This window comes from Extensimonas soli, from assembly GCF_029211265.1.
Taxonomy (GTDB): domain Bacteria; phylum Pseudomonadota; class Gammaproteobacteria; order Burkholderiales; family Burkholderiaceae_C; genus Extensimonas; species Extensimonas soli.
Genome location: NZ_JARGEL010000010.1, coordinates 31,316 through 57,201, shown reverse-complemented (window position 1 = coordinate 57,201; position 25,886 = coordinate 31,316). Strand labels below are relative to the sequence as shown.

Annotated in this window: 23 protein-coding genes; 6 read left to right on the top strand and 17 right to left on the bottom strand. The window is 66.5% G+C overall.

Annotated elements, in window-relative coordinates; all coding sequences use genetic code 11:
* Positions 1-99: 99 nt before the first annotated feature.
* Positions 100-1,980 carry an NAD(P)/FAD-dependent oxidoreductase gene (locus tag PYV55_RS02845; protein WP_275849066.1) on the top strand — a complete coding sequence of 627 codons (1,881 nt, stop codon included), beginning with the start codon at positions 100-102 and terminating at the stop codon, positions 1,978-1,980.
* Between the two features lie 48 nt (positions 1,981-2,028).
* Here the strand turns inward: PYV55_RS02845 and htpX are convergent, their stop codons facing one another.
* From htpX to pyrC, 5 genes are all read right to left on the bottom strand, one after another.
* The gene (htpX, locus tag PYV55_RS02840; RefSeq protein ID WP_275849064.1) at positions 2,029-2,904 is read right to left on the bottom strand and encodes a protease HtpX; all 876 of its coding nucleotides are present in this window, start codon (positions 2,902-2,904) and stop codon (positions 2,029-2,031) included.
* Between the two features lie 213 nt (positions 2,905-3,117).
* The gene (locus PYV55_RS02835; protein ID WP_275849062.1) at positions 3,118-3,834 is read right to left on the bottom strand and encodes an MgtC/SapB family protein; all 717 of its coding nucleotides are present in this window, start codon (positions 3,832-3,834) and stop codon (positions 3,118-3,120) included.
* 35 nt (positions 3,835-3,869) lie between these two features.
* On the bottom strand, positions 3,870-6,635 hold the full coding sequence (gene mgtA / locus PYV55_RS02830) for a magnesium-translocating P-type ATPase (RefSeq protein WP_275849060.1): 2,766 nt from the start codon (positions 6,633-6,635) through the stop codon (positions 3,870-3,872).
* A 66-nt stretch (positions 6,636-6,701) separates the two neighbouring features.
* Complete coding sequence (locus PYV55_RS02825) at positions 6,702-8,048, bottom strand: carbohydrate porin (protein WP_275849058.1); 1,347 nt, start codon at positions 8,046-8,048, stop codon at positions 6,702-6,704.
* A gap of 270 nt (positions 8,049-8,318) precedes the next feature.
* Positions 8,319-9,371: a dihydroorotase gene (gene pyrC / locus PYV55_RS02820; protein ID WP_275849056.1), complete on the bottom strand. Its 1,053-nt coding sequence runs from the start codon at positions 9,369-9,371 to the stop codon at positions 8,319-8,321.
* A 158-nt stretch (positions 9,372-9,529) separates the two neighbouring features.
* On the opposite strand from pyrC, the gene PYV55_RS02815 reads away from it, so the two are divergent.
* Entirely contained in the window at positions 9,530-10,093 is a 564-nt protein-coding gene (locus PYV55_RS02815) for a Uma2 family endonuclease (protein ID WP_275849054.1), read from the top strand.
* A gap of 87 nt (positions 10,094-10,180) precedes the next feature.
* On the opposite strand, the gene PYV55_RS02810 is transcribed toward PYV55_RS02815, so the two are convergent.
* The 4 genes from PYV55_RS02810 to PYV55_RS02795 form a co-directional block, all read right to left on the bottom strand.
* A complete protein-coding gene (locus tag PYV55_RS02810; protein WP_275849161.1) occupies positions 10,181-10,918 on the bottom strand; it encodes an amino acid ABC transporter ATP-binding protein in 738 nt (245 codons plus the stop codon).
* A 33-nt stretch (positions 10,919-10,951) separates the two neighbouring features.
* Entirely contained in the window at positions 10,952-11,617 is a 666-nt protein-coding gene (locus tag PYV55_RS02805) for an amino acid ABC transporter permease (RefSeq protein ID WP_275849052.1), read from the bottom strand.
* Between the two features lie 2 nt (positions 11,618-11,619).
* The gene (locus PYV55_RS02800) at positions 11,620-12,417 is read right to left on the bottom strand and encodes an amino acid ABC transporter permease (RefSeq protein WP_275849051.1); all 798 of its coding nucleotides are present in this window, start codon (positions 12,415-12,417) and stop codon (positions 11,620-11,622) included.
* An 89-nt stretch (positions 12,418-12,506) separates the two neighbouring features.
* Positions 12,507-13,436 (bottom strand): amino acid ABC transporter substrate-binding protein, encoded by a 930-nt coding sequence (locus PYV55_RS02795; protein ID WP_275849048.1) that lies wholly within the window; start codon positions 13,434-13,436, stop codon positions 12,507-12,509.
* 296 nt (positions 13,437-13,732) lie between these two features.
* Between PYV55_RS02795 and PYV55_RS02790 the strand changes: the two genes are divergently transcribed.
* Genes PYV55_RS02790 through PYV55_RS02780 form a run of 3 tightly spaced genes read left to right on the top strand, consistent with a single transcriptional unit; the run spans position 13,733 to position 17,126 of the window.
* Entirely contained in the window at positions 13,733-15,547 is a 1,815-nt protein-coding gene (locus PYV55_RS02790; protein ID WP_275849047.1) for a copper resistance system multicopper oxidase, read from the top strand.
* Between the two features lie 17 nt (positions 15,548-15,564).
* Positions 15,565-16,608: a copper resistance protein B gene (locus PYV55_RS02785; RefSeq protein ID WP_275849045.1), complete on the top strand. Its 1,044-nt coding sequence runs from the start codon at positions 15,565-15,567 to the stop codon at positions 16,606-16,608.
* A gap of 32 nt (positions 16,609-16,640) precedes the next feature.
* Positions 16,641-17,126, top strand: coding sequence for a DUF411 domain-containing protein (locus tag PYV55_RS02780; RefSeq protein WP_275849044.1), 486 nt, complete (start codon positions 16,641-16,643; stop codon positions 17,124-17,126).
* Positions 17,127-17,243: 117 nt separating this feature from the next.
* Here PYV55_RS02780 and PYV55_RS02775 read toward each other — a convergent pair whose 3' ends face one another.
* The 4 genes from PYV55_RS02775 to PYV55_RS02760 all read right to left on the bottom strand — a co-directional run bounded on the left by PYV55_RS02775 (position 17,244) and on the right by PYV55_RS02760 (position 20,987).
* Positions 17,244-18,200: a LysR family transcriptional regulator gene (locus PYV55_RS02775; protein WP_275849042.1), complete on the bottom strand. Its 957-nt coding sequence runs from the start codon at positions 18,198-18,200 to the stop codon at positions 17,244-17,246.
* Positions 18,201-18,499: 299 nt separating this feature from the next.
* A complete protein-coding gene (locus PYV55_RS02770) occupies positions 18,500-18,784 on the bottom strand; it encodes a Txe/YoeB family addiction module toxin (RefSeq protein WP_275849040.1) in 285 nt (94 codons plus the stop codon).
* Complete coding sequence (locus PYV55_RS02765) at positions 18,774-19,031, bottom strand: type II toxin-antitoxin system Phd/YefM family antitoxin (protein WP_275849039.1); 258 nt, start codon at positions 19,029-19,031, stop codon at positions 18,774-18,776. The genes PYV55_RS02770 and PYV55_RS02765 overlap by 11 nt, the downstream gene beginning before the upstream one ends.
* A 132-nt stretch (positions 19,032-19,163) precedes the next feature.
* A complete protein-coding gene (locus PYV55_RS02760) occupies positions 19,164-20,987 on the bottom strand; it encodes an ABCB family ABC transporter ATP-binding protein/permease (protein WP_275849037.1) in 1,824 nt (607 codons plus the stop codon).
* Between the two features lie 36 nt (positions 20,988-21,023).
* Between PYV55_RS02760 and PYV55_RS02755 the strand changes: the two genes are divergently transcribed.
* Positions 21,024-21,464 carry an acyl-CoA thioesterase gene (locus PYV55_RS02755; protein ID WP_275849035.1) on the top strand — a complete coding sequence of 147 codons (441 nt, stop codon included), beginning with the start codon at positions 21,024-21,026 and terminating at the stop codon, positions 21,462-21,464.
* A 23-nt stretch (positions 21,465-21,487) separates the two neighbouring features.
* Here the strand turns inward: PYV55_RS02755 and PYV55_RS02750 are convergent, their stop codons facing one another.
* From PYV55_RS02750 to PYV55_RS02735, 4 genes are all read right to left on the bottom strand, one after another.
* The gene (locus PYV55_RS02750; protein ID WP_275849033.1) at positions 21,488-22,033 is read right to left on the bottom strand and encodes a bactofilin family protein; all 546 of its coding nucleotides are present in this window, start codon (positions 22,031-22,033) and stop codon (positions 21,488-21,490) included.
* 186 nt (positions 22,034-22,219) lie between these two features.
* Positions 22,220-22,996 (bottom strand): enoyl-CoA hydratase, encoded by a 777-nt coding sequence (locus PYV55_RS02745; RefSeq protein ID WP_275849031.1) that lies wholly within the window; start codon positions 22,994-22,996, stop codon positions 22,220-22,222.
* A 55-nt stretch (positions 22,997-23,051) separates the two neighbouring features.
* Positions 23,052-23,927 (bottom strand): acyl-CoA thioesterase, encoded by an 876-nt coding sequence (locus PYV55_RS02740; protein ID WP_407066755.1) that lies wholly within the window; start codon positions 23,925-23,927, stop codon positions 23,052-23,054.
* A 156-nt stretch (positions 23,928-24,083) separates the two neighbouring features.
* A complete protein-coding gene (locus PYV55_RS02735; protein WP_275849029.1) occupies positions 24,084-25,883 on the bottom strand; it encodes an acyl-CoA dehydrogenase C-terminal domain-containing protein in 1,800 nt (599 codons plus the stop codon).
* Between the last annotated feature and the right edge of the window lie 3 nt (positions 25,884-25,886).

The following is a 25,886-nucleotide window of genomic DNA, read 5'->3' as shown; positions in this document are numbered from 1 at the left end:
CGGTTTGGTGACGGTCCGCCAGCACCCACGCAGGCGCGCAGCGCCGCCTCATGGACAATCCGGCTTCCATCCTTGCCCGATCGCCACGGGCCTTGTTGCATGATCCGCCTCTCCGAGCTCAAACTCCCGCTGGAAGCGCTCTCCATAGAGGAGCGCACCGCGGCGCGCCGTGCCACCGACGCGCCGGCCGAAACCGCCGCCGACCGGGCACCGCCGCCGCACCCCATCGCCGCATTGCGCGGCCTCGTGTGCCAGACCCTGGGCCTGCCCGACGCCGCGCTTGCCGAGCTGCGCGTGCACAAACGCAGCTTCGATGCGCGTGGCGCGGCGCTGCGTGCGGTGTATATCGTCGATGTCGCGCTCACCGACCCCGCGCAGGAAACCGCCGTGCTCGCGCGGCACGCGGCCAACCCGCACGTGCAGCCCACGCCGGACATGGTGTGGCGTGCGCCCGCAACCGCGCCGCTGGACTGGGCCCCGGCCGAGGGCGACCGGCCCGTGGTGGTGGGCTTCGGGCCCTGCGGCATCTTTGCCGCGCTGACGCTTGCCGAGATGGGCCTGCGCCCGCTGGTGCTCGAGCGCGGGCGCCCGGTGCGCGAGCGCACCCAGGACACCTGGGGCCTGTGGCGGCGCGGCGTGCTCAAGGCCGAATCCAACGTGCAGTTTGGCGAGGGCGGCGCCGGCCTGTTCTCGGACGGTAAGCTCTACAGCCAGATCAAGGACCCGCGCCACCTGGGCCGTCGCGTCATGCAGGCCTTCGTCGAGGCCGGTGCGCCGCCTGAAATCCTCTACGAAGCGCACCCGCACATAGGCACCTTCAAACTCGTCAAGGTGGTGCAGGCGCTGCGCGCGCGCATCACGGCGTTGGGTGGCGAGGTGCGTTTCGCGCAGCGGGTGGCGGACGTGCTGATCGAGCCGGACGCGCCCGCGCACGGCCCGCGCCAGCTGCGCGGCCTGCAAGTGCACGACCTGGAGCGCGGACAAGACTACGTGCTGCACGCCCGCCGCGTGGTGTTCGCACTGGGCCACAGCGCGCGCGACACTTTTGCGCAGCTGCACCAGCGCGGCGTGTTTCTGGAGCCCAAGCCTTTTTCCATCGGCGTGCGCATCGAACACCCGCAAAGCCTGATCGACCACGCGCGCTGGGGGCGCCATGCGGGCAACCCGCTGCTGGGCGCGGCGGCCTACAAACTGGTGCACCACGCGCGCAATGGCCGCACGGTGTACAGCTTTTGCATGTGCCCGGGCGGCACGGTGGTGGCCGCCACCAGCGAGCCCGAGCGCGTCGTGACGAACGGCATGAGCCAGTATTCGCGCGCCGAACGCAATGCCAACGCGGGGCTGGTGGTGGGCATAGGGCCGGAGGACTTCCCGCACGCCGACCCGGCCGCCTGGGCCGCAGCCTTCGGCGCTGAAGCCGGCGTCCACTACGCCCGCGAGGCCGCGGCGCTGGCGGGCCAGTCCGCCGTGCACCCGCTGGCCGGCGTGGTGCTGCAGCGCCAGTTGGAAAGCGCCGCCTACCGCGCCGGGGGTGGTGGCTATCTGGCGCCGGCCCAGCTCGTGGGCGATTTTGTGGCGGCACGGCCATCGACCGCCCTGGGCGCCGTGCAGCCCTCGTACCAGCCCGGCGTGACCCTGTGCGACCTGTCCACGGTGTTGCCCCGCTATGCCGTGGACGCCCTGCGCGAGGCCCTGCCCGCGCTGGGGCAGCAAATCCGCGGCTACGACCGCAGCGACGCGCTCATGACCGGGGTGGAAACGCGCACCTCGGCGCCGCTGCGCATCACGCGCGGCGCCGACTGCCAGAGCCTGAACGTGCGCGGCCTGTACCCCGCCGGCGAAGGCGCCGGGTACGCGGGCGGCATTCTGTCCGCCGGCGTCGATGGCATCCGCGTGGCCGAAGCGCTGGGCTGCCACCTGCTCGGCATGCCCGCGCCTACGCCCGAGCGCGCCCAACGGCTGGACATGGCCTACGGCTGAGGCTGAGGCTGAGGCTGAGCCAGGTCAGACCGCAGCCTGCAGCGGGCTTCAGCCTCCCGCCGACTGCAGCGCCGCGATGCGTTCCTCGATCGGCGGGTGCGTGCTGAAAAGCTGCCCTATGCCGCCCGCGATGCCGAACGCTGCCATGTTCTTGGGCAGCTCGGCCGGGTGCAGGCCGCCCAGGCGTGCGAGCGCGTTGATCATGGGCTGGCGCCGGCCCAAGAGCTGCGCCGAGCCGGCGTCGGCGCGGAACTCGCGCTGGCGGCTGAACCAGGCGACGATGATCGCGGCCAGAAAGCCCAGCACGATGTCGAGCACGATGGTGGTGACCATGTAGCCTATGCCCGGCCCGCTGTCGCGCTCGTCATTGCGGCGCAAAAAGCTGTCAACCACGTAGCCTATGGCGCGCGAGAGAAACACCACGAAGGTGTTCATCACGCCCTGGATCAACGTCATGGTGACCATGTCGCCGTTGGCGACGTGCGCGATCTCGTGGCCCAGCACGGCCTCGATCTCTTCGTGCGTCATGTTTTCGAGCAGGCCCGTGGAGACGGCCACGAGCGCCGAATTCTTGAACGCGCCCGTAGCAAAGGCGTTCGGGTCGCCCTCGAAGATGCCCACCTCGGGCATCGCGATGCCCGCCTTGTCGGCCAGCTGGCGCACGGTCTCGAGCAACCAGGCTTCCGCGGTGTTGCCCGGCTGCGCGATCACCTGCACGCCCGCGCTCCACTTGGCCATGGGTTTGCTCATGAGCAGCGAGATGATCGCGCCGCCAAAGCCGATCACGAAGGCGTAGCCCAGCAGGGCGCCAAAGTTCATCCCTTGGGCCGTGAGGTAGCGGTTCACGCCGAGCAAGCTGGCGACCACGCCCAGCACGACCACCACGGCGAGGTTGGTCAGCAGGAACAGAACAATGCGTTTCATGGATTTTCCTCGTCAATGCAAGAGGGCGACTGCGCCGCACATAGGGGCGACGCAAGGCGGGTTCAATAAGCAGCCCAGCTACGCGATGTTGTGTTTTTTGGACGTGCCACAGCCAGCGGCGCATGATAAGGAGAACGGGGAAAGGCAAAAATTCCCTACGGGTAAAAGCCCACACGGCGGGCCGAAAAGCCTTCGTCTCGTTTTGCTTCGCCTTCACTCCGTCGTCGACGGACTCCAGAAGGCCTGCGTGATGCAATCGAGCGCCGCGAGCCGGTCGATGAGGGCGTCCAGGTGTTCGCCATCGACCGAGCTGGCCGAGAGCACGGCTTCGATCTCCACCGCGTCGGCTCCGAAGGCGTGCACGTTCAGGTCCCGCGTCGGGTATTCCGCGGCTTCGAGCGCTTCTTCGAGCCGGTCCAGGGCCTCGCGTTGGCGCACTTTGGGGGCGATGACGAACACCGTGTGCGTGGCCTCCACCGCCGTGGTATCAAGCGGCTGGCGTTCGATGCGGTTGACCACCGGGCGCAGCAGGGTATTGGCCGCGAGCACGCACAGCGCGCCCAGCGTCGCTTCCACGATCATGTCGGATCCCGAGCACGCGCCCACCGCGGCCGAGCCCCACAAGGTGGCCGCGGTATTCAGTCCGCGCACATTACCCTCCTCGCGCATGATCACGCCCGCACCCAGAAAGCCTATGCCCGAAACGACGTAGGCGATCACGCGCACCGCGCCGTCGTGCCCGCCGAGCCGGTTGGCCAGGTCCACGAAGATCGCCGCCCCCACCGCCACGAGCACGTTCGTGCGCAGGCCTGCCGTGCGCTGGCGGTACTGGCGCTCCAGACCGATAAGTCCGCCCAGCACGAAGGCCGCGACCAGGCTCACGGCCGTGTCCAGGGCTGACACGAGATTGATGTTGTCCACGGCCTGCATGCTGGTGCGTATCCCTTGTTGGTGCCTTGTTGGTGTCACTGCCAGCCGAAGCGCCGCGCGTAAAAGCGCTTCATGGCCTGGGTCAGCAGCATGTAGCCTAGCAAAACCAAGGCGAGCATCGGAAAGTACGCGAGCGGCAGCGGCTGCAGCTTGAAGTAGTGTGCAAGCGGCCCCATGGGCAGAAAAATCCCCAGCGCCATGATCGCCACCGTGGTGGCGAGCAACAAGGGCGACGGGCGGCTTTGCAGGAACGGGATCTTGCGTGTGCGGATCATGTGCACCACCAGGGTCTGCGTCATGAGCCCTTCGACGAACCAGCCGGACTGGAACAGTGTCTGGTGCTCGGCCGAGTTGGCACCAAAGACAAACCACATGACCAGATAGGTCACGATGTCGAACACCGAGCTCACCGGCCCGAAGAACAGCATGAAGCGGCCGATGTCGGCCGGATTCCAGCGCTGCGGGTCCTTGACCAGCTCTTCATCGACGTTGTCGAACGGAATCGCCGTCTGCGAAAAGTCGTACAACAGATTTTGCACCAGCAGGTGCATGGGCAGCATGGGCAGGAAGGGAATGAAGGCACTGGCCACGAGCACCGAAAACACGTTGCCGAAGTTCGAGCTCGCCGTCATCTTGATGTATTTGAGCATGTTGGCGAAGGTCTTGCGCCCCTCGACCACGCCCTCTTCGAGCACCAGCAGGCTTTTTTCGAGCAGGATGATGTCGGCAGCCTCTTTGGCGATATCGACCGCCGTATCGACCGAAATGCCGATGTCCGCGCTGCGCAGCGCCGGGGCATCGTTGATGCCGTCGCCCATGAAGCCGACCACGTGGCCGTTGCGCTTGAGCTGGCGCACGATGCGGTCTTTGTGCGCCGGCGTGAGCTTGGCGAACACATCGTGCGCCTCGACCACGCGCGCGAGTTCCGCGTCGTCCATGCCTTCGATGGCCGCGCCAAGCACGATGGCGCCCGCCGCAAGCCCGACTTCGCGGCAGATCTTGGCCGTGACCAGGTCGTTGTCGCCCGTGAGCACCTTGACCTTGACGCCATGCGCGGCCAGCGCCTGCAGTGCGGGTGCGGTCGATTCCTTGGGCGGATCGAGAAAGGCGACGTAACCGAGCAGCGTGAGACTGCGCTCGTCGGCCACGCCGTAGGACTCCTGCCCCGTGGGCGCTTCTTTGCAGGCCACGGCGACCACGCGCAGGCCGTCTTCGTTGAGGTCGGCCGTCACGGCGCGCACGCGCTCCAGCAGCTCGGGCGTGAGCGGCTCGTCCTGCTCACCGTGGCGCACGCGCTGGCATATGGAGAGGACTTCCTCGACCGCGCCCTTGCAGATCAAGAGGTGGTGGTCTTCGCGCTCGGACACCACGACCGACATGCGCCGGCGCTGGAAGTCGAACGGTATTTCATCGATCTTGCGGTAGTTGGCCGCGGGGTTGAGCTGCTTGTGCACTTCGGTGTGTTCGAGCACCGCCACGTCGAGCAGGTTTTTCAGGCCGGTCTGGTAGTAGCTGTTGAGGTAGGCCATCTCCAACACGTCGTCGGATTCTTCGCCCCACACGTCGATGTGGCGCGCGAGAAAGATTTTGTCCTGCGTGAGCGTACCGGTCTTGTCGGTGCACAGCACGTCCATGGCGCCGAAGTTCTGGATCGCGTCGAGGCGTTTCACGATCACCTTCTGGCGCGACAGGAGCACCGCGCCCTTGGCCAGCGTGGAGGTGACGATCATCGGCAGCATTTCGGGCGTCAGCCCCACGGCGATGGACATGGCGAACAAAAACGCCTCGGTCCAGTTGCCCTTGGTGAAGCCGTTGATCAGCAGCACCAGCGGCGACATCACGAACATGAAGCGGATCAGCAGCCAGGCCACCTTGTTCACGCCCGCCTGGAACTGCGTGGGCGCCTGGCTGGTTGCCGTCACGCGCTGGGCCAGCGCACCGAAGTAGGTGCGCCCGCCCGTGTGCACCACCACCGCCGTGGCCGAGCCCGAGACCACGTTGGTGCCCATGAACACGATGTTTTCGAGTTCGAGCGGATTGCTGACGTCGGTGCTGCGCAAGGTGGCGAACTTTTCCACCGGCAGTGATTCGCCCGTCATGGCCGCCTGGCTCACGAACAAGTCCTTGGCCGAAAGGATGCGGCAGTCGCCCGGAATCATGTCGCCTGCCGAGAGCAGCACGATGTCGCCGGGCACGAGATCGGCCATGGGCACCTCTTCGCGCCGCGGCGGCTTGACGTGCAGCTGCACATCGAAATACGTCGCCGCCGTGTTGACCACATCCTGCCCAAACGAGCGCCGCATCGCCGTCGCGGTGTTGCTGACCATGGCCTTGAGCTGGTCGGCGGCGATGTGGGACTTGCGCTCCTGCCAGAAGCGGATCGCCACCGAGAGCACGACCATGGAGCCGATCACGATGGTCGCCTTCATGTCCTCGGTGAGGTAGGAGATCACCGCGAGCAGCGTCAGCAGCAGGTCGAACGGCGTCTTGTAGCAGCGCCACAGGTGCAGCCACCAGGGCACGGGCTTGTCCTGCTCGATCACGTTGGGGCCGACGCGCTCGCGCAGTTGCTCGACCTGCGCATCGGTCAGGCCCTCGGGGTGGCTGTCGAGCTGCTGCAGCAGCGCATCGGCTTCGCTTTGCGCTGCAACGATCAAGGTCTGCGCCAGCGCGGGCGGCACCTCGCGGCTCACGGTGGTGCCAGCAACGCTGTCGAGCATGACCAGGCGCCGAAAGTGCCGCCCCAGGCCGCGCGAGCGCACGAAGCTGGCAAAAAGTTCTTTGAGAAGGGACAGGTTCATGAATACCTCCTGCGGCCGCGCCGAAATCTGCCGTCAGCGGCAGCCGTGGTGTCTGCGTTGTGCGCGTCAAAACTCTGAGTGCAGTCGAACGGCAAAAAAGTTCACCGGGCCGCGGTCAGCGTTGTAGGCAGGATGTTCGACATGCTGCCAGTCAAAGGTCAGCCAGGCGTGCTGCATAGCGGCCCAGTTGTAATAGACCTCGGTGATCTTTTCGGGGCGGTAATTCAGGCCGCCGTCACCAATGAAGGCGCTGATGCCACCGTGGGCCAGGTAGGCCTGCCGCTGGCCGGAGATGCCGTTGCGCACGGCCGCCACGCCCACGGCATCCTGCGCCCGCCCCCAGGCGTGGCCCTGCACGAGCACACCGCCCGAGACGGTGTTGTCTGTCTCGGTAAAGGCGTAGGTTTCGGTCTTGCCGTCGGAGCGGCTGGCACGGGCGAAAATCCCCACGCCCGGCGCAACGTCTTGCTCGACGTTCACCCCGAAGCCGGTTTTTGCCTGCGCACGCCGACGCACCGCATCGAGGCTTGGCACTGCACCCGTGGCCGCGCCGAAGTCCAGCGCCTCCTGAAAGCGCGACATCTTTGCGCGGCCGCGGAAGACGAGCAGACGCAATTTGCCCGGGTGGCCGGCGACTTCGTGGGCATGCTCGACTTCGATCTGGTCGCCGTAGTGGTCAAAGATGCGCGTATCTATGGGCTGGCCGTTGGGGTCTTTGGGTTGCATGAAGCGCCCTGCGCGCACGGCCCAGTCGTCGTGGTACCACTCCAGCGCGGCGCCCCAGGTGTAGCCACGCGCATCCGCCGGGTAGTCATAGGCGCCGTTCGCCATCAGCGACCAATTCATGAATTGCGTGCGCGGATCGTGGCTATAGCCGTTGGCGTCGAAAATGTCCGTCGCGGCCAGCTTGCCCAGCGTGAACACCCAGCGGCGCGCAGCGCCCGTGCCTGCGAGCTGGTTTTGTCCGGATTCGACGGTGGTGCGCGCACCATCCGCGCCCCAGGTCTGGCGCAGAAAAAAGCGCGCCACGTTGAATTTGAGAGTGGGCGAAGCGCCGCGCGCCATCTCGCCATTGGTGAATCCACCCAAACCGGTCAGATTGCTCAATGGCTCTTCCTGCACGACCTCCGGATCGAGGTACACCTCGCCGCCCTCCCACGCGCGCAGGCCCAGAAACGCAGTGCTCGTAAAAGAGTAGCTTTTTTCGTGTGCGGGCGAAAGGCTGTTCGGCCCCGAATATGCCGCTGCAAAGGTGTTTTTGGCCTGCCAGATGTAGGTCAGTTGGAACTTGGCGTTCCAGGATTCGCCGGCCGCATCCTGTGCCGCCAGCGCTTTGCCTGTGAACAACGCGCAGCCGCAGGTAGCCGCCATGGAAACGAGCGCCGAGCGGCGCAGATAAGGCATTTGGCGCATGACTTCCCGGCTCGGACACCTGTATGGGCCCGAGCTCCTAACTTGTTTTCGTTGGTTTTTGGGAAGCGAAAGAGCGGCCTTTCCCGGCCGCCCGCGTTTCACTACCCGCCGCGGGGGCAGGGTAGCAACCGCGAATTACCCGGTCGTGACACCTGCCCGTGGTGTGCCAATGAATGGCCTACAACTGGGACTTTCCATGAAGATGTGTGCTCCGAAAATGAATGCGCGCGGATTCTGTCACAACGCGGGGATGCCTGCTGTCTCTGTTTCCTATGCCCCGTTTCCCACCAGGCGCCAGGGCAACGCCTCGCCCGCGCGCAGCGGCTTGAGTTCGCCCTCGCCGAAGGCAAAGCGCTCGGGCGGCGTCCAGCTTTCGCGGCGCAGCGTCACCTGCCCCGGGTTGCGCGGCAGGCCGTAAAAGGCCGGGCCGTGCACGCTCGCAAAGGCTTCGAGCTTGTCGAGCGCGCCGGCCGCGTCGAAGGCTTCGGCGTACATCTCGAGCGCGGCGTGCGCGGTGTAGCAGCCCGCGCAGCCCGTGGCGTGCTCCTTCAGGTGCGCAGGGTGCGGGGCGCTGTCGGTGCCGAGGAAAAACTTGGGACTGCCACTCGCGGCCGCCTGCACGAGCGCCTGGCGGTGCACCTCGCGCTTGAGCACGGGCAGGCAGTAGTAATGTGGGCGAATGCCGCCCTGGAAGATCGCGTTGCGGTTGAACAGCAGGTGGTGCGCGGTGATCGTCGCGGCCGTATAGGCGTCGCTGCCGGCCACGTACTGCGCGGCCTCGCGCGTGGTGATGTGCTCGAAGACGATCTTGAGCGCGGGGAAGTCGCGCCGCAGCGGGATCAGGCGCGTGTCGATGAACACGGCCTCGCGGTCGAACAGGTCCACCGCGGGGTCGGTGACCTCGCCGTGCACCAGCAGCGGCATGCCCAGGCGTTGCATGGCTTCGAGCGTGGGGTAGGTTTTGCGCAGATCGGTCACACCCGCATCGCTGTTGGTCGTGGCGCCCGCTGGGTAGAGCTTGACTGCCACCACACCGGCCGCGTGCGCACGCTCGACCTCCGCAGGCGCGAGCTGGTCGGTGAGGTACAGCGTCATGAGCGGCTCGAAGTGCAGGCCCGCAGGCACGGCGGCAAGGATGCGCTGCCGGTAGGCGAGCGCCTGCGCCGTCGTGGTCACGGGCGGGCGCAGATTGGGCATGATGATCGCGCGCCCGAACTGCGCCGCCGTGTGCGGCACCACGGTCTGCAGTGCGGCCCCGTCGCGCACGTGCAGGTGCCAGTCGTCGGGGCGGGTGAGGGTCAGGGTGGTGGCTGCGGTGTTCATGGCGGCGATTGTCCCATCGGTGCAGACGCTTCTTTATTCATAGCTTCCAGCGCTTGATATGCCTTGGCAGAAGGCCATAAACGCTTGAAATCATTGATCGGCGTCGCACCCGTATTGTTTGCCGGTAATATGCCCTACCTACCAACCGGGGAGTTGCCATGGGCCAAGCCGCAGAAAAACCCGTTTTCACGCCGCAGGACTACCTCGCCTGGGAGGCCGAGCAGCCCGAGCGCCATGAATACCTCGATGGCGAAGTGTTCGCCATGGCCGGCGCCGAAGACCGGCACGTGACGGTCAGCATGAACCTCGCCTTTGCGCTGCGCCAACACCTGCGCGGCAGCCCGTGTCGCACCTACATGAGCGAGATGCGCCTGCATGTGGCGGCGGCCAACTGCTACTTTTACCCCGATGTGATGGTGACTTGCAGCGCCCGCGACCTCGCGAGCCCGCTGGTCAAAGCCGAGCCCAAGCTGCTCGTCGAAGTGCTCTCGCCAAGCACCGCCGCCTACGACCGCGGCGTGAAGTTCAGCCACTACCGGCGCCTCGAGAGCCTCGAGGAATACGCGCTCATAGACCTGGACACGCGCAGCACCGACTGCTTTCGCAAAAGCGCCGAGGGCCTGTGGGTGCTGCACCCTTTCGCTCGCGACGAAACGGTGGTGCTCGCGAGCGTAGGCCTGGAGCTGCCGCCAGAGCAGCTGTTTGCCGACGTGATCGACTAAGCTGATCTGCTCTTTTTTATGAAGCTGCTCATGCAGACCAAATAAGCGCAAACAGGCTTTTTCCTTGCAAAAAATGCCTGCATCGCCTCAGTGCTGCAGGATCTTGTCCAAAAACTCCTTGGTACGCGGCTGGCGTGCCTCGGGGTGGTCGAAGAAATCGTCCTTGCTGCAGTCTTCCAGAATACGGCCGCCCACGTCCATGAAGATCACGCGGCTGCTGACCTTGCGTGCAAAGCCCATTTCGTGCGTCACGACCATCATGGTCATGCCTTCGTGCGCAAGGCCCATCATCACGTCGAGCACCTCGCCGACCATTTCAGGGTCCAGCGCCGAGGTGGGCTCGTCGAACAGCATCACGATCGGGTCCATGCTGAGCGCACGCGCAATCGCCACGCGCTGCTGCTGGCCGCCCGAGAGCTGGCCGGGGAACTTGTCCTTGTGCGCGCCGAGGCCCACGCGCTCGAGCATCTTGAGGCCGCGCCGCAAGGCCTCGTCAGGGCTGCGCCCAAGCACCTTGACCTGCGCGAGCGTGAGGTTGTCCGTCACCGAGAGGTGCGGAAACAGCTCGAAGTGCTGGAACACCATGCCCACGCGGCTGCGCAGGCGCGGCAGGTCGGTCTTGGGGTCGTGCACGGGTACGCCATCGACGTAGATCTCGCCCTTCTGGAAAGGCTCGAGCGCGTTGATGGTCTTGATCAGCGTGGACTTGCCCGAGCCCGAGGGGCCGCACACCACCACCACCTCGCCCTTGTGGATGGCGGTGGAGCAGTCGGTCAGCACCTGCACGGGGCCGTACCACTTGGAGACGTTTTTGAGTTCGATCATGGCTTGCATGGAATGCTTTCGGAACGGCGGCGCTCAGCGCACGATGGCGATTTTCTGGTGCAGGCGCTTGACCAGCCACGACAGCGCGTAGCACAGCACGAAATAGACCACGGCCGCGGCCAGGTAGCTCTCGATCGGGCGACCGAAATTCTTGCCCGCGATCTCGAAACCCTTGAGCAGGTCATAGGCGCCGATCGCATAAACCAGCGAGGTGTCCTGAAACAGGATGATGGTCTGCGTGAGCAGCAGCGGCAGCATGTTGCGAAAGGCCTGCGGCAGCACCACGAGCTGCATCAGCTGGGCGTAGCGCATGCCCAGCGCCTGCCCCGCGAGCACCTGGCCGCGCGGCACCGACTGGATGCCGGCGCGCATGATCTCGCTGAAGTACGCAGCCTCGAACGCCACGAAGGTGATCACGGCCGACCACTCGGCGCCGATCGGCCGGCCGATGAGCGCAGGCACGAGCAGAAAGAACCACAAAATCACCATCACGAGCGGAATGCTGCGCATGCCATTGACGTAGATCGTCGCTGGCCAGGCCAGCCAAGCGAGGCCCGACAGGCGCATGAGCGCGAGCAGCGTGCCCAGCACCACGCCGCCCACGGTGGCCACCAGCGTGAGCAGCAGGCTGAAATACAGCCCCTTGAGCAGGAAGTTGGAGACCAGCGCCCAGTTGAAGAAGGAAAAATCGAGCTGCATGCTCAATGCCCCCCGCCCGCGCCGCCGCCACCCACACCGCCGCTGACACCGCCACCCAAAGCCCCGGGCGCCACGAGCCCGGGCACGCGCAGGCGTTTTTCGATGAGCGCCATGGCGCGGTTGATGGCAAAGGCCGACAGCACGTACAGCGCCGTCACGGCCAGATAAATCTCGACGCCGCGCGAGGTTTCCTCCTGCGCCTGCATGGCGAACATGGTGAGCTCGGCCACCGACACGGCAAAGGCCACCGACGAATTCTTGAACACGTTCATCGCCTCGCTCGTGAGCGGCGGGATGACGATGCGAAATGCCTGCGGCAGCAGCACGTAGCGATAGGCCTGCCAGGGCGTCAGGCCCAGCGCCTGGGCCGCGTAGCGCTGCCCGCGCGGCAGCGCCTCTATGCCCGCGCGCACCTGCTCGGCCACGCGCGCCGAGGTGAAAAAGCCCAGGCCCAGCACCACGAGCACGAAGCCCGGCACGCCCTTGAGCGCAGGCACGAGCGCAGGCACCACGTGGTACCAGACGAAAATCTGCACGAGCAGCGGAATGTTGCGAAACAGCTCGACCCAGGCGTTGCCCAGGCGCACCACGAGCGGATGCCCCTGCAGCGTGCGCAGCGTGCCGATCACGGTGCCCAGCACCAGCGCGAGCAGCAAGGCCAGCAGCGACACCGTCACCGTCCAGCCCCAGGCCGACAACATCCAGTCCAGATAGGTCACGCTGCCGCCGTGGCCGAAGCAGCCGGGCACGGGTTCTTGATCCAGCGTGTCCTGGCAAAACACCTGCCATTCCCAGCGCATAAGCCCTCCTCATGGGCAGGGTGCGGCACAGGCCGCACAAAAAAGCCCCTTGCAACCCAGGTTGGCAAGGGGCGGCGCAGACGACGTGCTTACTTCTTCAGCACGTAGTCTTCCATGGGCTTGTCGTTCGGATGCGCCCAGGCTTCCTTGGTGGCCTCGGACAAGGGCAGGCCGATCTTGGTGTTGGTCGGCGGGATGGGCTGCAGGAACCACTTGTCGTACAGCTTGGCCAGCGAGCCATCGGCAATCTGGCGCTTGATGCTGTCATCGACCGCCTTCTTGAACGCCGGGTCGTCCTTGCGCATCATGCACGCGATGGGCTCGACCGAAAGCACCTCGCCCACGATCTTGAAGTCCTGCGGGTTCTTGGACTTGGCGATGTTGGCGGCGAGGATGGAGCCGTCCATCACGAAGGCGTCGGCGCGGCCCGATTCGAGCAGCAAAAAGCTGTCGGCGTGGTCCTTGCCATAGACCTCCTTGAAGTCGATGCCGCCGGCGCGCTCGTGCTTGCGCAGCGTCTGCACCGAGGTCGTGCCCGTGGTCGTGGCCACGGCCTTGCCGTTCAAGTCCTTGATCGACTGGATGCCCGAATTCGCCTTGACGGCCATGCGCACCTCTTCGACGTAGGTGGTGACGGCAAAGGCCACGTCTTTCTGGCGCGCGCGGTTGTTCGTGGTCGAGCCGCACTCCAGGTCGACCGTGCCGTTGGTCACGAGCGGGATGCGGTTTTGCGAGGTCACGGGCTGGTACTTGACCTCGAGCGTGGACAGACCCAGCTGCTTGCGGATGTCGGCCAGGATGCGCTCGCCCATTTCGGTGTGAAAGCCCACGTACTTGCCGTTGCCCAGCGTGTACGACAGGCCCGAGGACTCGCGCACGCCCAGGGTCACGCTGCCCGTGGACTTGATTTTGGCCAGCGTATCGCTGGTCTGCGCCAAAGCGCCCTGGCTGCCAAGGCTTCCAAGGGCCGCAAACACCAGCGCCGCGAGGGCGGCCTTGGCAAAAGAACGTTTTTGCATCGCAATCTCCTTGTGAGAAATTCCATGGAGCAGCCCCTGCGCCGCCCGACACGGTAACAAGTGGTGGAAAGGCGATTCTCGCACCGTTTTTCGCACACGCGCGCCACTGCACGATGCGTACGCCCGAGGATGGCAAGGCGGCCCGGTGAGTGCCGGAAATCCCATGGCCGTGCCAAGGACGATGAAGCCGCAGCCAAAATCATCGCCCGCGATGGACCAGTGCCGCGCAGGTGCGCAGCGCCACCTCATGGCCCATCGGACATTTTTTGCATCACCCCACGAAAGATTCCACCGCCATGCCACGCCCTTCGCCGTTTCCCTTTGCCTTGGCAAACCCATCGCGGCGACGGTTCGTCCAGGGGTTGGCCGCGGGCGGGGTGCTGACGAACTTTGCGCTGCCCCCGCTGAGCGCCTCGGCCCAGCCACTTTCCGCAGCGGGTGCAAGCACCGAGGTTCTGCAGGGCAACACGTTCGACCTGGTGCTCGCCGAGTCGCCCGTGAATTTCACCGGCAAACCGGGCGTGGCGACCACCGTCAACGGCATGCTGCCCGGGCCCACGCTGCGCTGGCGCGAGGGCGAGACAGTGACCATCCGGGTCACCAACCAGCTGCGCGAGACCAGCTCCATCCACTGGCACGGCATCCTCCTGCCCTACCAGATGGACGGCGTGCCGGGCGTGAGCTTTGCGGGAATCGCGCCGGGCGAGACCTTCACCTACCGCTTCAAGGTGCGGCAAAGCGGCACCTACTGGTACCACTCGCATTCCGGCTTCCAGGAACTGACAGGGCTGTATGGGGCCATCATCATCGACCCCGCCGGGCCGCAGACCCTGCGCGCAGACCGCGACCATGTCGTGCTGCTGTCGGACTGGACGGACGAAGACCCGATGCGTGTCTTCATGAAGCTCAAAACCGCGAGCGATTACTACAACCCCCACCGCCCCACTGCGGCGGACTTTTTTCGCGACGCCTCGCATGACGGGTTCGCGGCGGCGCTCGACAAGCGCCGCATGTGGAACCAGATGCGCATGAGCCCCACCGACCTGGCCGACCTGTCTGCACAAACCTTGACTTACCTGTGCAACGGCAGCACGCCCGCGGGCAACTGGACCGGCCTGTTTCGTCCCGGCGAGCGCGTGCGGCTGCGCTTCATCAACGGCGCCGGCCACACTTTTTACGACGTGCGCATCCCTGGTCTCAAGCTCAAGGTCGTACAGGTCGATGGGGTCGATGTGGAGCCGGTCACGGTGGACGAATTTCGCTTCGGCCCCGGCGAGACCTGCGACGTGCTGGTCGAGCCGCGCGATGACGCCTACACCGTGTTCGCGCAGTCCATGGACCGCACGGGCTATGCACGCGGCACGCTGGCCGTGCGCACCGGCCTGAGCGCCCCCGTGCCGGCCCTCGACGAGCCTCAGTGGCTTTCGATGGCCGACATGATGGGGATGGCGCACGGCTCCACAGGCACGACCGACCACGGCGCTACGCCCGCCCTGCAGCACGCGCACGGCACGGAGCACGGCCAACATGCAGAGCACGAACATGCAATGCCGGACACGGCTGCTGCCGGCGCCCTCGCGCGGCCCGGCACCACGGTGCGCCATGCCCGTACCGAATATGGCCCGGGCACCGACATGCGTGTGGACCTGCCGCGCACCGCGCTCGACGACCCCGGCGTCGGGCTGCGCAACAACGGCCGGCGCGTGCTCACGCTGGCCGACCTGCACACGCCGGGCGGCCCGCTCGATGCACGCGGCCCGGGACGCGAGATCGAATTGCACCTGACCGGCAACATGGAGCGCTACACCTGGTCGATCGACGGGCTCGGCTTCGGCGACTCCCGGCCCCTGCACTTGCGGCATGGCGAGCGGCTGCGCGTGATCCTGCACAACGACACGATGATGACGCACCCCATGCACCTGCACGGCATGTGGAGCGAGCTGGAAAGCCCCGACGGGCGCTTTCTGGCGCGCCGCCACACGCTGCCGGTGCAGCCGGCCCAGCGCGTCAGTGTGCGCGTCACAGCCGACGCGCTGGGGCGCTGGGTCTGGCACTGCCACCTGATGTTCCACATGGACGCGGGCATGTTCCGCGAGGTCGTGGTGTCCTGACCCAAAGCGCATCGACCATGAAAAAGACACATCTCACCATCCTCACCCTGGCACTGGCGGCCTGCGCGGCGCTCCCCGCGCAAGCCCAGTCGTCCAGCGGCCCAACGCAAGACCATGCGGCGCACCAGCATGGCAGCGCCGCCGACGCCGCGCCACCGGCCGCCACCGCGCCTCTGCACACGGGGCACGACGAGTTCCTCCCCAGCCCCAGCCCCAGCCCCAGCCCCAGCCACAATCACACCCCCACCCGGCCAGACACGGCCCAGCCTGCCACCGATGTCATGGCCCCCATGGCGCATGGCGACGCTGACGGTCAAGGCAACTCTGCCCCCCTCGATGCCCGCGACCCCAACGCCTATTCGGATGGGCTGGTGCGGGGCGCGGGCATCTATGCCATCCCCGGCGTTCCCGCACTCCGCCTGGCCGACGAGCACCGCTTCGGTGCGCTGATGCTCGACCGCCTGGAGCGCGTCCACACGCGCGGCGGTGGCAATGCCACCGCCTACGACCTGCAGGCATGGTACGGGCGCGACTTCGACAAAGCCGTGCTCAAGGCCGAGGGCGAGGTGGCCGGCGGCACACTGCACGACGCGCGCACCGAGCTGCTCTGGGGCCACGCCATCACCCCCTACTGGGACACCGAGCTGGGCGTGCGTTACGACGCAGGCACCGGCCCCGACCGCGGCTGGCTGGCCTTTGGCGTCCAGGGGCTGGCGCCGTACTGGTTCCACGTCGAGGCCACCGCCTACCTGGGCGACGGCGGGCGCAGCGCGCTACGCCTGGCGACGAGCTACGAGCTGCTGCTGACGCAAAAGCTCATCCTGCAGCCGCGCGCCGAGGCGCAGCTGTACGGCAAGAACGATCCGGCGCGCGCCATCGGCAGCGGCCTGTCCCACGCCACCCTCGGGCTGCGCCTGCGCTACGAATTCAACCGCCAATTCGCCCCTTACCTCGGCGTGGAACGCACCGGTAGCTTCGGGCGCAGCGCAGACTACCTGCGCGCCGAAGGTGCGCGCGCACAGCAAACGCGCTGGCTCGCCGGCGTTCGATTCTGGTTTTAGGGCGCAGGCTCATAGGAAAGGAAAGACAAACCATGCACCAAGCTGATGACAGCAAACCGGCAAACCTGCCGCGGCGCCGCACACTGCTCGCGGCTGCGCTCACCATGGCACTGGCGGGACCGGGCATCGCGCGGAGCCGGCCACTGGCCCAGGTGTGGAAGGACCCCAGTTGCGGATGCTGCAAGGACTGGATCGCGCACCTGCAAGCAGCCGGCTTCGAGGTGCAGGCATCAGACACCGGCAACGCGGCAGCGCGCGCGCGGCTGGGCATTCCGCAGAAATACGGCTCGTGCCACACGGCACTGATCGGCGGCTATGCCATAGAGGGCCATGTGCCCGCCGCGGACATCCAGCGCCTGCTGCGCGAAGCCCCCCGGGCCCTCGGCCTCGCGGCGCCGGGCATGCCAGTCGGGTCGCCCGGCATGGATGGCCCGGCCTATGGTGGACGCAAAGACGCCTACGAGGTACTGTTGATTGGACTGGACGGAACGGGCACGGTCTATCGGTCGTACCGCTGAGAAACTTTGCCTGGGATGCGGCGCCAGTACCCCCAGGAACCTACCGAACACACGAAGGCAATGGCGGCACCATGCGGCCGTTGTCCGCTTTGGCGGTTCGCGCTGTCCTGCCCGCCTTCACTCCGCCCCACTCGCCTCGTAGGCCTGCAAATGGCTCCACAGCGCCTGCGCACGGCTTTGTTCGGCGTCCTTGCCCGCGGGCCTGGCGCGGTAGGCGCGCACGGACAGGCGCAGCTGCAGCGCCTCGCCCGCCTGCGCGTCGGCGGGCAGCGCGCTCACGAGCCGCTGGGCGCGCAGTTCTTCGCGCACTGCACTGTGGGGCAAAAAGGCCAGCCCGTGCCCTTCGAGCGCCATGGCTTTGAGGCCCTCGGCCATGTCGGTTTCATAGACGCGCTCGAGCTGGCCCGCGAGGCCCGCCTGCTTGAGCAGCAGCTCGGCCAAATGCCCGAGGTAGGCGCCGTGCGCATAGCCGAGAAAAGGCAGCAGCCGCGATGACTGGCCCGCGCGCGCGGGCAGGCCAAAGAGCGGTCGCCCTTTGGCGTCTGGCTTGCTGTAGGGCGCAAGCAATTCCTCGCCGAGCTGCACCATCTCGTAGCGGTCGGCGTCGAGCTGGAACGGCAGCGCCGGGTGGTGGTAGGCAATCAGCAGGTCGCAGCCGCCTTCGACGAGGCGCAGCACCGCATCGTGCACGTTGAGTGCCGCGAGGCGGCTCCTGAACGGGCCGAATTCGGCGTGCAGGCGCGACACCCAGGCCGGGAAAAACGTAAAAGCCAGCGTGTGCGGCACCGCGAACGCGATCACGTCCTGCCCCGCCGCAGCCTGCGCGCGCAGCATGGTGCGCGTGCCCTGCAGCGCCTGCAGCCATTCGAGCGCCTGCGCGTACAGCTTCTGGCCCGCGGGCGTGAGGCGCAGCGGGTAGGCGCTGCGATCGACGAGGTCGGTGCCAGCCCAGGCCTCGAGCGCCTGGATGCGGCGCGAAAACGCCGGCTGCGTCACATGCCGCAGCTGCGCCGAACGGCTGAAGCTGCGCGTATCAGCCAGGCTGACGAAGTCTTCGAGCCACTTGGTTTCCATCGGGGCATTATCGCGAGCAGCACGGCCGCGGCCGAGAAACTCTCACACGACTTACGCAAATCGGGGTGAGGCAAGGGTTCGCCCCATGGCAAAACACCTCGCTGCATCCTAGTGTAGTGTTTGATGCTTGATGCGACAAATAAAACCGATGGATTTTTGGTCTGGGCAAGGCGCAAACCGCAGCGATACCGGGTGGTATCGCGAGGATTTGCAACGCAGCCCGGGCCGAAAAGACGCGGTTTTATGTCGCAGATAGCGTCGAACACTACACTAGTTTGCGTAAGTCCAGTCTCAGTCTCTCAGCCCTGCTGGTAGTGGTAGCGGCAGGCAATCACGACCAACGCCTGCGCGTCCACGCAATACACCAGCCTGTGGGTGTCGTCGATACGGCGCGACCAAAAGCCCGCGAGGTTTTCTTTCAGGGGCTCGGGCTTGCCTATGCCTTCGAAAGGATGACGCAAGCAGTCCTTGATCAAAGCGTTGATGCGCCGGAGGGTTTTGCGATCCTGGAGCTGCCAGTAGGTGTAATCCTCCCAGGCCGCGAGCGTCCAGGTCAGTTTGCTGAGCGTTTGCTCAATCGGCATCGACCAGGCCTTGTTGCGTGACCTGACCTTGGTGGTATTGGGCGATCGAGCGCGCCAGATGCGCCGCGTTGGCAGGCGACTTCAGCAGGTGCACCGTTTCCATGAGGCTGTTGAAGGTGTCGAGCGACATCAGCACCGCATCGGGCGCATCGCGGCGCACGATCACCGTGTAGTCGGCATCGTCTATGGCTTGATCGATCACGTTTTTGAGGCCGTTGCGCGCCTCGGAAAAATTCACCACCCGCATTGCGAAGGCTCCTTGACTTGTGCTACTTGAAGCACAAGTCTAGAGGATCGCGCGCAAGATCGCAAGATGAGGGTGACTCCGCGAGCGCACGCCGCACGCCGCACGCAGGGGCAGCGCTATGCCAGCCCCTACTTACGCCATGAGCGCCCCCTCGCCGCTTTGCTGCAGCGCCCACATGCGCGCGTAGGTGCCGCCTTGCGCGAGCAAGGCGGCGTGCGTGCCGCGCTCGACGATGCGGCCGGCTTCGAGCACGAGGATTTCGTGCGCATCGACCACGGTGGAGAGGCGGTGCGCGATCAGCAGCGTGGTCTTGCCCTGCGCGGCGCTGCGCAACTCGGCCTGGATCGCGCGCTCGTTGGCCGAGTCGAGCGCCGAGGTGGCCTCGTCGAAGATCAAAATCGGCGGGTTCTTGAGCAGCGTGCGCGCGATCGCCACGCGCTGCTTTTCGCCGCCCGAGAGCTTGAGCCCGCGCTCGCCCACCAGCGTGGCGTAGCCCTTGGGCGTGGAGGCGATGAAGTCGTGGATGTGCGCGGCGCGCGCGGCTGCCTCGACCTCGGCCTGGCTCGCGCCCGGGCGGCCGTAGGCGATGTTGTAGGCGATGGTGTCGTTGAACAGCACCGTGTCCTGCGGCACGATGCCCAGGGCGCGGCGCAGGCTCTCTTGCGTGACGCTGCGGATGTCCTGCCCCGCGATGGTGATGCGCCCCTGCTGCACGTCGTAAAAGCGAAACAGCAGCCGCGCGAGCGTCGATTTGCCCGCGCCCGAGGGGCCAACCACGGCCACCGTCTGGCCCGCCGGAATCTCGAAGCTCAGGCCGCGCAGAATGGGCCGCTCGGGCTCGTAGGCAAAGTGCACGTCCTCGAAGCGCACCACCGGCCGCTCGAGCCCCGCGAGCGGCGGCGCACCGGGCGCGTCGGCGACTTCCTGCGGTCGGTCCATGAGCGCGAACATGCGGTCCACGTCGGTCAGGCCCTGCTTGATCTCACGGTAGATCACGCCGAGGAAGTTCAGCGGGATGTAGAGCTGGATCATGAAGCCGTTGACCATCACCAGGTCGCCCAGCGTCATGCGCCCCGCGACCACGCCCTGCGTGGCACGCCAGAGCATCACCACGAGCGCCGTGGCGATGATGAGCTGCTGGCCCGTGTTGAGCAGCGACAGCGTGCTCTGGCTCTTGAGGCGCGCGCGGCGCAAACGCTCCAGGCTCTCGTCGTAGCGGCGCGCCTCGAACTCCTCGTTGTTGAAGTATTTGACGGTTTCGTAATTCAGCAGCGCATCGACGGCCTTGGTGTGCGCGGCGGAGTCGGATTCGTTCGCCTGGCGGCGAAACTGCGTGCGCCACTCGGTCACGCGCACCGTGAAGACGATATAAAGCAGCAGCGCCGCAAGCGTGATCCAGGCAAAGCCCGCATCGAACTTCACGGCGAGCACGCCCAGCACGAGCAGCACCTCGACGAGCGTGGCGATGATGTTGAACAGCGTGAACGAGACCAGCGACTCGAGCGCACGCACGCCGCGCTCGATGTCGCGCGACATGCCGCCGGTCTGGCGCTCCAGGTGAAAGCGCAGGCTCAGCGCGTGCAGGTGGCGGAAGGTCTGCAGCGCGATGCTGCGCGCCGCGCCCTGCGTGGCTTTGGCAAACACCAGCTCGCGCAGCTCGGTGAAGAGTGAGGTGCACAGCCGCAGCCCGCCGTAGGCAAGCAGCAGCCCCAGGGGCACGACGAGCAGCGCCGCTGGATCGCCGGGGCGCACGTTGAGCGCATCCACGAGCGCCTTGAGCAGCACCGGCACGCCCACGTTGGCGAGCTTGGCGCCGACCATGAACGCGATCGCCGCGAGCACGCGCCACTTGTAGTGCCACAGATACGGCAGCAGCCGGCGCAGCGTGGCCCAGTCGGAATGTGCCGAGGCTGGCGCGACAGGAAGGGAGGGAGCAGATTCACCGTGGCGGCGCATGGGGGACAATCCAAAGCAAATCCGGAGATTGTGCCCATGTCCACCACTGCCGCCACCGCTACCACCACGACGCCCCCTCCCGCCACGCTGCCCACCGACAAGGAGCTCGTGCTCAAGGTCATCCCCATGCCGGCCGACTGCAACGCCAATGGCGACATCTTCGGCGGCTGGGTGATGTCGCAGGTGGACCTAGCCGGATCGGTGCTGCCCGCACGCCATGCGCAAGGCCGCATGGCGACCGTGGCGGTGAACGAATTCATCTTCAAGCAGCCGGTGCGCGTGGGCGACGTACTCTCTTTTTTTGCGAGCATCGCGCACGTAGGCCATACCTCGATCACCGTGGAAGTCGAGGTCTATGCCGAACAGCTCGCCAAGCAGGGAAATTATGTGAAAGTCACGCAGGCGCGGCTCACCTACGTGGCCATAGACGATGCAGGCCGCCCGCGCCCTGTGGTGCGCAGGCACGTGGCGGCCTGAGCGCACCCAAGCCCGACGGGCTCCTAAGCCGCGAGCGGCACGGCCGGCCCCGAAGCTGCCGCTCCGTCGGCACCCTTTTTCGCCGTGTTTTGCGTGGGGCCCACGCCCACGGCGATCTCGCCCGAAAGCTGGCCGCCTTCTTCGACCACCAGCTTGCCGTAGCGGATCTTGCCGCGCACCTTGCCGGACTGGTGGATCACGAGCTTTTGGCGCACTGTCAGGGTGCCGTCGAATTCGCCAAAAATCTCGGCGATGTCGATTTCTGCCGAGCCGCGGAAAGCGCCCTCGGCAGCGATATGGATCACGCGCGAGTCCATGGTGGCTTCGACCATGCCCTCGACCACCAGGGTGTCGCAATCGGTGATTTCGACCCCTTTGAGCTTGATGTTCGGCCCGACGATGAGCTTGCTGCCTTGGCTGTCGGGAGCAGGTTTGGCGGCTTGCGCGCTGGCAGTTGTGGGTGCCGCCGCGGCAGAGGTGGCGCCCAGACCCGCAGCGGTGCTTGCGCTGTGGCGCGAAGCAAACGCATCGGGCTCACGCTTGCCGAAGAAGGGGGATTGCACGGCCATCGGTTCTCCTTGAAAAAGAACCTTCATCGTAGGACCTGCTCCCCCTTGCAGGCCTGCGGCAATGCGCAAAAGCCGTAAGCAAAACCCTCAGGCGTTGCATGCGCTTGCAAGCCTTGCGGCAGCACACAGAGCGCCTTTACGCGGGGCGCGCCTCTTGACTCTTTACCGCCCCTCGCGGGGAGGACTTCAGACCTTGCTGAAGTCCGGACGGCGCTTTTCGAGGAACGCGGTGAAGGCTTCGCGCGCGGCGGGGGCGGTGAGCAGGCGGCCGAAGGTTTCGGCCTCTTCGGCGATGCGCTCGAGCACGGCGGGGGTTTGGCCTTTTTTGAGCAGGCGCTTGGTCTCGATGAGGGAGCTCAAGGGCTTGGCCGCGAGCTTTTTCGCTTGCGCCTGCGCCAGCGCGTTGCATTCGGTGGGCGGCACGACGCGGTTGACCAGGCCGGCTTCGAGCGCGGCTTCGGCCAGGAAGGGCTCGCCGAACAGCAGCGCCTCGGCCGCACGGTGGTAGCCGAGAATTTGCGGCGCGAGCAGGCTGGAGCCGGCCTCGGGGCACAGGCCGAGGTTCACGAAAGGCATGGAAAACACTGCGTTGTCGCCCGCATAGACCAGGTCGCAATGAAAGAGCATGGTCGTGCCCAGGCCCACGGCCGGGCCGCAGACGGCGGCGATCATGGGCTTGGAGAAGGTCGCGAGGCCGCGCAGCACCTGGAAAACCGGCGCATTCTGGTCCAGGGGCGGGCGTTCGAGAAAGTCGGCGATGTCGTTGCCCGCGCTGAACACCGTCGCGTCGCCCTGGAACACGAGCACGCGCACCTGCGGGTCGGCTTCGGCCGCGGCGAGCGCTGCAGCCAGCGTGGCGTACATGGCCGCGGTGAAGGAGTTTTTCTTGTCCACGCGGTGGAAGGTGATGGTGCACACACCGGCTTCGGTGTGCACGAGGATGTCCTGGTTGCTGGAGCTCATGGGGGTTCTCAAAGGATGGGGGGAAGTGCGTGTCGTCCGGGACTGCGTCCGGGCCTTATTCTTTGTAATAGACCACTTGGTGCGTGGTCGCGAGCATGGTGCCGGCTTCGTTCCACACCTGTGCAGTCTGGTCAAAAAAGCCGTTGCGGAATTCCTGCGCCTGCGCCTGGCCGAGCAGGTAGCCGGCGCCGGTGGCGGCAAGCTCGGTGCTGCCAGCGTGGAAATACGCCGTCATGGACACCGTGCCTATGGGCACGCGGCGCGCGCGGCGCAAAAACAGGCGCGGAAAGAACAGGTCGCACAGCGCCGCGAGCGCGCAGAAGTCCAGCGGTCGCGGCGGCGCGTCGCGCATCCATAGCTGGCTGAGGCTGCTGTGGCTGTGGCTGTCGTCCCACTCGCGCGGAAAGTCGCCGACGATCGCGCGCATTTCGTAGCGGTTGCGCCACTCCATGGGCACGCCGCCGCGTGCTTCGGCCAACACCTCGTGCGGGCGCGGCACGGGGGGCGCGGGCGTGTCGCTCACGCTCCAGGTTTCGCGCCGCGCCGCGGTCACGGCCGTGGCCGTGGTGGTGACGGCGAGCGCACCGCTCGCGTCGGTCTGCAGCAGCGCCACGCTCCAGTGCTGCGTGGAGCGGTTGGTGCGCAGCGGCGTGGCCGTGGCGATGAAGGGGCCGTCGGCCAGCGGGCCGGCATAGTTCACGGTGAGGGCGAGCGGCTCGCCCAGGCGCTCAGGGTGCAGCATCACGGCGTTGAGCGCCTGCGCAGCGGTGATGCCGCCATAAGGCCCGACCATGTTCGCGTAGCCGGGGTGCGTGCGGCCCTGCCAGTAGCGCGTGCCCGCATGGCCGGGCCAGCCTGCGGGGGCGTCGCAGGGCGTGAAGGCCATGGCTTCGTCGAAGGGGTGTGGTGTGGCGGGAGTGGGGGTCGTCAAAACGGGTCTCCTCGATCGGTGTGGAGGGGCAATAGGGGATGGAGGCCGAGTATCTACGCAATGCGCGAGTGCCGCACGCGGCATCGGCTTTGCGCTCTCTAAAAGAGAGCTGCTTACGCCTTATGGTAAAGGCGCAGAAGCCAAAATCACTCCACATCACCCGGCCAGCGCGAGGTCAGTGTCCATCAGCACCTGGCTGCCCGAGCGCGCGCTGCGCATGAGCGCGGCGGTTTCGGGGAAGAGGCGCGCGAAATAAAAGCGCGCCGTCTGCAGCTTGGCGCGGTAAAACGGCTCGGCATGGCCCGCGGCGATCTGGCGCAGCGCAACCTGCGCCATGCGCGCGAACAGGTAGCCGAACACCAGGTGGCCGGCCACGCGCAGGTAGTCGGTCGCGGCAGCGCCCACCTCTTCGGGGTTCTGCATGGCTTTCATGCCGATTTCGGTCGTGAACTGGGTCATCTTTTCGCCCAGGCCGGCCAGCGGCTGGATGAATTCGGCCATTTGCGGGTTCGCGGCCTCCTGCTGCGCCAGCGCGGCCACGAGCTTGCCGAACTTGCGCAGCGTCGCGCCCTGGTTGGCGAGCACCTTGCGGCCGAGCAGGTCGAGCGCCTGGACGCCGTTCGTGCCCTCGTAGATCATGTTGATGCGCGCATCGCGCACGAACTGCTCCATGCCCCACTCCTTGATGTAGCCGTGCCCGCCGAAGACCTGCTGGCACAGCGTGGCGGCCTGGTAGCCGTTGTCGGTGAGGAAGGCCTTGGCGATGGGCGTGAGCAGCGCGACGAGTTCGGCGCTTTCGGCGCGCACTTTCTCGTCGGGGTGGTGCAGCTCTTTGTCCACGAGCAGCGCGCAGTAGATCGCAAGCGCGCGTCCGCCCTCGGCCCAGGCTTTGGCCGTGAGCAGCATGCGGCGCACGTCGGGGTGCACGATGATGGGGTCGGCGGGCTCGTCCTTGGCCTTGGGGCCCGAGAGGCTGCGCATCTGCAGGCGCTCCTTGGCGTAGGCCAGCGCGTTCTGGTAGGCCACCTCGGTCAGGCCCAGCGACTGCACGCCCACGCCCAGGCGCGCGGCGTTCATCATCACGAACATCGCGGCCAGCCCCTTGTGCGGCTCGCCCACCAGGCTGCCTGTGGCGCCGTCGAGCACCATCTGGCAGGTGGCGCTCGCGCGTATGCCCATTTTGTGTTCCAGGCCGCCACAGTAGATCGCGCTGCGCGCGCCCAGGCTGCCGTCCGCCTGCGGCAGAAATTTGGGCACGACGAACAGGCTGATGCCCTTGCTGCCCGCAGGTGCGTCGGGCAGGCGCGCGAGCACCAGGTGCACGATGTTTTCCGCCAGGTCGTGCTCGCCCGCGCTGATGAAAATCTTGGTGCCGGTGAGCTTGTAGCTGCCATCGGGCTGCGGCTCGGCGCGCGTCTTGAGCAGGCCCAGGTCGGTGCCGCAGTGCGGCTCGGTCAGGCACATGGTGGCCGTCCAGTGCCCGCTCGTGAGGCGCGGCAGGTACAACCGCTTTTGCTCGGGCGTGCCGTGCGTGTGCAGGCATTCGTAGGCGCCGTGCGAGAGGCCGGGGTACATGGTCCAGGCCTGGTTCGCGGCGTTGAGCATTTCGTAAAAGCACTGGTTGATGACCATGGGCAGCCCTTGGCCGCCGTAAGCCGGATCGCACGACAGCGCAGGCCAGCCGCCGGCCACGTACTGCGCGTAAGCCTCCTTGAAGCCGGTCGGCGTGCGCACGGCGTGCGTCGCTGGGTCGAGCGTGCAGCCCTCGGTGTCACCGCTCATGTTGAGCGGAAAGAGCACCTCGGCGGCGAACTTGCCACCTTCTTCGAGCACGGCGCGCAGCGTGGCTGCGTCGAAATCGGCGTAGGTCGGCATGGCCTTGAGCTCGTCGCTCAGGCCGAACACTTCATGCAAAACGAATTCAATGTCGCGCAGGGGCGGGGTGTAGCGGGGCATGGT